Annotated in this window: 1 pseudogene; it reads left to right on the plus strand. The window is 55.8% G+C overall.

From position 1 onward, the window contains the following. The first annotated feature begins 59 nt into the window (after positions 1 to 59). A pseudogene (locus E1919_RS27865) lies at positions 60 to 1,162 on the plus strand (ISAs1 family transposase). Positions 1,163 to 1,173 lie beyond the last annotated feature (11 nt).

Genomic DNA, 1,173 nt, shown 5'->3' on the forward strand with positions numbered 1-1,173 from the left:
GGTAGGGCCGTTAAGTTCTACTTAACGTAAACTAAATGGTTTGGCAAAAGGAGGTAAAGATGGAAACGAGCGGAGTTAGTTTACTGTCATGTTTGCGGGAAGTACCAGATTTTCGTCGTGCACAAGGTCGACGCTACCCTTTGGCCGAGACGCTGTGTATGATTGTGATGAGCATCATGAGCGGTTACTGCGCCTATCGGGAGATAGGGCGCTTCATAGGCCATAACCAGCAGGAGCTAGTCTCCTGCCTGGGGCTTAGCCGTAAGCAGTTGCCCAGCCATGTGACCATTCGTCAAGTGCTCATCAACCTTGATTTCAAAGCATTGGCAGATGCCTTCCGTCGCTGGGCAGGCGCACAAGGCCAGGCCTCTGGCCGGAGCGTGAGCATAGACGGCAAAAGCCTCCGGTCGACAGTGAGCGAGCATGACAGCCAGCAGCAGAACTTCGTGGTGCTGGTCAGTGCCTTCTGCCAGCAAACAGGCCTGATAGAAGAGGTAGAGCGATTCGAGAACGGCAAGCAGAGCGAGATAGGGAGCGTGCGGGACCTGTTAGGCAGGATGCAGCAACGGGGCCTGCTGCTGACGCTGGATGCGCTGCACTGTCAAAAAAAACAGTTGCGCTCATTGCCTCCCAGCGGCAGCACTATCTTATAAAGGTCAAAGGCAACCAGCGAAAGCTGCTGGCAGCCATGCAGCAGGCAGCAGCTGAGGGGGCAGCGGCCGGGCATTGGCAGGAGAGTGAGCACAACCGGGGGCGAGAGGTGCAGCGTGTTCTGGACTTCTTCCCGGCCAGTGCGCAGGCAAGAGCCGAGTGGCCGGGGCTGGTGTGGTTTGTTCGCCTGGTGCGCCAGGGCAGGCGGCAGGGACAGGCTTATGAGCGGAGCAGCTATTACATTTGCAGCTGTGAAAAGGCAGATGCAGCTATGCTGGCCGAGGCCATCCGGGGGCATTGGGGAATCGAGAACCGGGTGCATTGGGAGAAGGATGTGACCTTAAAGGAGGATAGCAACGGCATCAGCAAGGGGCAGGCTCCAGAGAACCTGTCGCTATTGAAAAGCATGGCCCTGAACATCGCTCGAAGAAGCGGGTTTCTTTCAATGAAAGACGCTACCATGGCCTTTGCTAATAAAATTACGCTGATGACTAAGTACATTAGAACTTAACGACCCTGCCT

This window comes from Pontibacter pamirensis (assembly GCF_010015475.1).
Classification (GTDB): Bacteria; Bacteroidota; Bacteroidia; order Cytophagales; family Hymenobacteraceae; genus Pontibacter; species Pontibacter pamirensis.